General features: G+C 40.5%; 5 protein-coding genes. All 5 read right to left on the reverse strand.

Going from position 1 to position 4,824, the window contains the following annotated elements; genetic code table 11:
* Positions 1-1,137, reverse strand: a 1,137-nt coding sequence (locus RHS_RS27620; protein ID WP_047834995.1) for a glycoside-pentoside-hexuronide (GPH):cation symporter, incomplete at its 3' end; no start/stop codon positions are given.
* Between the two features lie 25 nt (positions 1,138-1,162).
* A complete protein-coding gene (locus RHS_RS27625) occupies positions 1,163-2,083 on the reverse strand; it encodes an alpha/beta hydrolase (RefSeq protein ID WP_027295167.1) in 921 nt (306 codons plus the stop codon).
* A 64-nt stretch (positions 2,084-2,147) separates the two neighbouring features.
* Positions 2,148-3,353, reverse strand: coding sequence for a helix-turn-helix domain-containing protein (locus tag RHS_RS27630; protein WP_047834996.1), 1,206 nt, complete (start codon positions 3,351-3,353; stop codon positions 2,148-2,150).
* A gap of 444 nt (positions 3,354-3,797) precedes the next feature.
* Positions 3,798-3,962 (reverse strand): DNA glycosylase AlkZ-like family protein, encoded by a 165-nt coding sequence (locus RHS_RS32175; RefSeq protein WP_395023610.1) that lies wholly within the window; start codon positions 3,960-3,962, stop codon positions 3,798-3,800.
* 272 nt (positions 3,963-4,234) lie between these two features.
* A partial coding sequence (locus tag RHS_RS27635) for an N-acetylmuramoyl-L-alanine amidase (RefSeq protein ID WP_047834997.1) occupies positions 4,235-4,824 on the reverse strand: 590 nt, incomplete at its 5' end.

Here is a 4,824-nt window from a genome sequence, read left to right on the forward strand (position 1 = left end):
ATTCTTCCATTCCCCATATGTGATAGAGTCTTGAAGCATGCCATACATAGGAGCCGCTGAGGCGCCAAATCCAATCCCCTTTATGATGGACATTACAATCAAAAGAGATACACTGCCTGTGGCAAAGGCGGTTCCAGTAAAACCAATCACTGTAACAACCAAACCAAGAATACACAAATTTCTCTTAGTTATTTTTCTCATAATAAATGGTGTTACAAACATAGTAACAATCTGCGCCATAGAAAGCGCATTGGCAATCGGTGAATAAATATCTGTGTCGTTCAGGCGATACTGTGCGAAGTAAATACCCGATCCAAAGAAGGTTGACATCATGATATTAAGCATAAACATAAAGATCACAATAATTACCCAGTAAGGATTTGTGACTAAACCTTTGAGTATTTGAAGAACGGATGCTTTCGACTCCGGTATCTGCCGCTGTTCTTTTTCACTATTTTCAGCGGCCAGATCTTCGGCATTTTCGGTCACACGTTCGCGGCATAACAGGAAACAAAACACGTTGCATATAATTGCTGCAACCATTAAAATACCAATGGACATACGCCAGCCACTATTGGTATACTGTTCGCCATTGCCAAAGAATCTGGTCATTCTAAGAAGAACTGTATTAAGCGTCATGGTGGCCGCCGTAGCAGTAATGAATTGCAGATTCCCCAGAAGTCCTCTTTCATACTGTACCAGTGTCATAAATCCGTTCATAGAGTTAAAGGGAACGCTCATACCGGTATAAAATATAGAGGCCACCAGATTATAAGTAATAAACATATAGGCTGTCAGCCCTGCACCGCCCAGACTTGATGGAGCACTAAACATTAACACGGTACAAACCGCCAGCGGAAGACTTAAGCGAATAATCCAGGGACGGGCTTTTCCGAATTTGCTTTTTGTATGATCTACCACATAACCCATAATTAAATCTGTAATTCCATCAAAAATTCTGGATATTGCAATGATACTTGCCGCAACTGCTGGATTGGCACCAGCAACACTGACATAGTATACAAGTAAAAATGATGATAAAAGAGAATAGGTAATATTGATTCCATAACCACCAAGGCTATAGCCAAGCCTTTCCTTAAATGACAACTTTCCGCGGGGATCTAATTTTTCCTTCATGACAACTTTCCTTCCTCTGGGAATATTAATTGTTTGTCCCAAGTTTTACTATATTCTTTAGCCACATATCTGCGAGTGGAACCCATTGAGCTACTGTTTCATTTATATCACCCGACTTCTGAAATGTCGCCCGATCAGCAAGCGCCAACCCGTGCGCTCCTTCACTAAAAATATGAAACTCATAGGGAACACCATGATCTGCCATTGCTTCCACAAGCCGAATGGAATGTCTTGGATCTACAGATTTGTCCGTTGCTGTGGTCCATATAAACGTCGGCGCCGTCTTTCGGGTTATCATGTAATTAGGGCTGCAAGCTCTCATTTTTTCTGCTGGCGGATCTGTTTCTCCAAAATAGTCCTGATACATCCATCTATAACTATCTCTTGTCAACTCATCCATTTCCAAATTGTATTGAAACTCCCAGTCTACAAATGGATAGCCTACAATGCAAAAGGCCGGACGCAGCTGAGCTTCTGTTGTATGCAAGCTTTCCGTGAGAATACTACGGAACCAGCTGGATGCGTACATCGTACAATTATGACCACCTGCCGAAAAACCACAGATACCGATCTGTTCCCGATCAATGCACCACTCATCTGCGTGTTTTTTCACAGTCAGCATTGACATACCAAGTTCTATAAGCGGTGCTGGATACTGAACCTCCTTTTTATCAGGGGGTAAGTTTTTTAGATTCTCAGGCCATACATTTGTGCCCCCAGTAAAAACAGAATAACGCAATACAAAGGTATGAAATCCCATTCCTGCGAACCGCATTGCTATCGGTTCGGCTTCACGGTCTGAAAGCATCACATAAGCCCCGCCAGGATTCACAATAATCGCAGGTCTTCTCTTTCCTGCCGCTAATTCTGGAGAATCATCCAGAATATATGCTGTGAGGGTCACATCATCTCTGTTCTCATATAGTCGGTGCGTTTCAATTTTCATACTAAAATTCCTCCCTTTTTCACTATGTTGTCTCAATTATATCAGGGATAGCTCTCTATTTTTATCAAAATACTTGTGTTTTTATCAAGATTCTTTCATTCTCCAAAAAAGATTTTTCTCTGTTCTGATCTCTATATTGCTTTGGCGTCATACCAGTCACTTTTTTAAATGTTGCACCAAAATGACTGCGTGAGGAAAAATCAAAATAATAGGCAATGTCAGTATAACTATAATCCGAATAAATCAAAAGATTCTGAGCATAGTATATTTTTTGTCGCATAATATAATCAGTAATTGTGATCTCTTCTTTTTGCCGAAATAGGTTAGAAAGATAACTTTCATTCAGGCCAATTGCATCCGCTATTTCATGAACTAATATTTTTTCATGCAAATGTTTATAAATATATTTTTTACAGCTTTCTATATATGGGTTGGTATTCTTCATTTTTTCCTGTTTTTTTCTGTTTCTTTCTGCCACAATTCTAGTCAGCTCCATTTCTGCATTTCTAGTAACAGCAGTCAGACTTTTGACACTATTTTGATTCTCAATCTGAGCCATATAATTATCACCAAGTTGAAATGCCTCTTCCGAATCAAGACCTCCCTCTATAGCCGAACGAACTGATATTGCCATTACGGTAATGCAATTGTTTTTAGCGGAACGAATAATATTTTGTGAACTGACTCCTAATCTTCCAATACGAGGCTCCTCAATAGCATTCTTTAGCTTCTCTATATCCCCTTCACGTATAGCACTTTGCTCCCGCTCCTCCTGCATATAGGAATTATGAAGCCATCCATTCTCCTGCTGCCTAAAATGATATTGTGAACGCATCTCCTCTATATTTCTTTCATATTGGATGCTGCTATTATTTTTCATAAACTCTATATAATTCATCTCCGTGCCAGTCATATAATCATAAAGCATCAACAAGGCTTCAACTAATGTTAAGAAAGGACAATAAAAAGCAGGATTTTGGGGGAGACTTTTGTAATCAGCGTAAAAACAGACTGGTCCAATCAAAAAAAGATTTTCTTCACAATCTGCTGCTGCTCCAAATACAACATCATCATCGCTGTTCATAATTCCCACCTTTATCTCTCTTAACCTTTTGCCTTCTTCCTCAGAAAAATGAGGCAATTGTATATGATCACTCCCCGCATAATTTACAAGTAGTTTATTTTCTGCATCAAACTTTATAATTGGAACATGAATCACTTTTTCTAAATGCCTGCAAAACTTATCTACATTTAAATTTGTATGTATCATTTTTATATCTCCTCCCTATTAACGGTAATGTCAAATTTAACTACCTGTCCGGCACCCTTCATATGGTATATTCATTCTAAAACAATTATAACGAAAAACCCAAAAGAATGGAATGGACAAAGTCCATTCCATTTAACAATTCTGTAATTTTAAAAGATTAACCTGACTCAGGTCTTTTTTGGTTATTCTAACTAGTAATCCCGTTATCCTTATCTATTTTACACTTACTCAGCTTTAGCCGCCGAAACGCGGCATATTCTTCCGCAAGACGCTCCAACTCCCGCTGTTCTGACGACTGGAGATGTTCCCATGCAATCATGGACAACTATAGTTTTTCTTTCAGCGTTTTAGTCTTCCATATACCGACAATGCGCCCTCGACCTGAACCGGTTCTACTTCCTCCGCAATGCCGCTCCACAGCCGCTTGCCCTGTGCCGTCGAGCATCACAGCCAATCAATGAATGATTCTAATGTTGCCGGGCCATAGCAATGCATAAATCTGCGCACCAATTCTTTCTCTGCACCCGGCAGTCTATCCGGCTTATGACCTGTCCAATTTTCAAATGAAGTAAACATCGGACTGATCCCATGCCGCTCCCCAAACACCACCAGGACTGCATCTGTCTTTTCAATCCACTCTGAAACACTTAAAACAAACGTATGTAATCAGATTCCTCGTCCAATTTTTTATAACATCCGCCGCTCTTATATTGTTATGTTTTGCACCTGCCATATCAGTAATGCAAATATCATTCTCTGGAATTATCAGGCAAAAAACTTTACCCATTTGACTTGTCCCATAGGACATAGAAACGCTGGAATTTGATATTTTAATCATACCAAACCACAGCGCTCATTTAAAGTAAATTATCCACTTATTTCTACTTCTCCAAACACTTCAAAACCCCATCACACACCGCCTGTGCCACTTTTTCCTGATATTCATCTGTAACCAGCATAGCAGCCTCTGCCTGATTACTCAAAAACCCACACTCCACAATAACAGTTGGGCTCTTTGTCTTTTTCAGCAGATAGTAACTGTCATTGGCCTTGATCTCCCTTGCCCGGTCCACCGCCAGTCCCTGATTCAGCGCTTCCTGTATGTAAGCTGCGATCTTCTGCCCATCTGCAGACTGGGAATAATAAAATACCTGAGGACCATGCACCGACTCGGCAGTATAACTGTTCTGATGGATGCTCACCGTAAATCTGGGGTTGGCGCTGTCAATTAGTTCACATCGTTTTCTCATATCCTGCTGCTTCTTATTGGAAGCACCGGGATCATAAAGCCCATCCTGCGTTTCCCTGGTCATTACAACCGTAACTCCTTTATCTGTGAGGATTTTCTGAATTTTCTTGGCTATTGCCAGATTCAGATCTTTCTCAAGAGCTTTATTAATCCCAACCTTTCCAGGGTCATCTCCGCCGTGTCCGGGGTCCAGAACAATTACTCTGTCCGAGCTCACCTGAC

The organism is Robinsoniella sp. RHS (assembly GCF_001029355.1).
Taxonomy (GTDB): Bacteria; Bacillota; Clostridia; order Lachnospirales; family Lachnospiraceae; genus Robinsoniella; species Robinsoniella peoriensis.

What these genes read in the sequence shown, in the direction of transcription:
- RHS_RS27625 (WP_027295167.1), bottom strand. Translation starts at nt 2,083, where the DNA reads ATGAAAATTGAAACGCACCGACTATATGAGAACAGAGATGATGTGACC.
- RHS_RS27630 (WP_047834996.1), bottom strand. Translation starts at nt 3,353, where the DNA reads ATGATACATACAAATTTAAATGTAGATAAGTTTTGCAGGCATTTAGAA.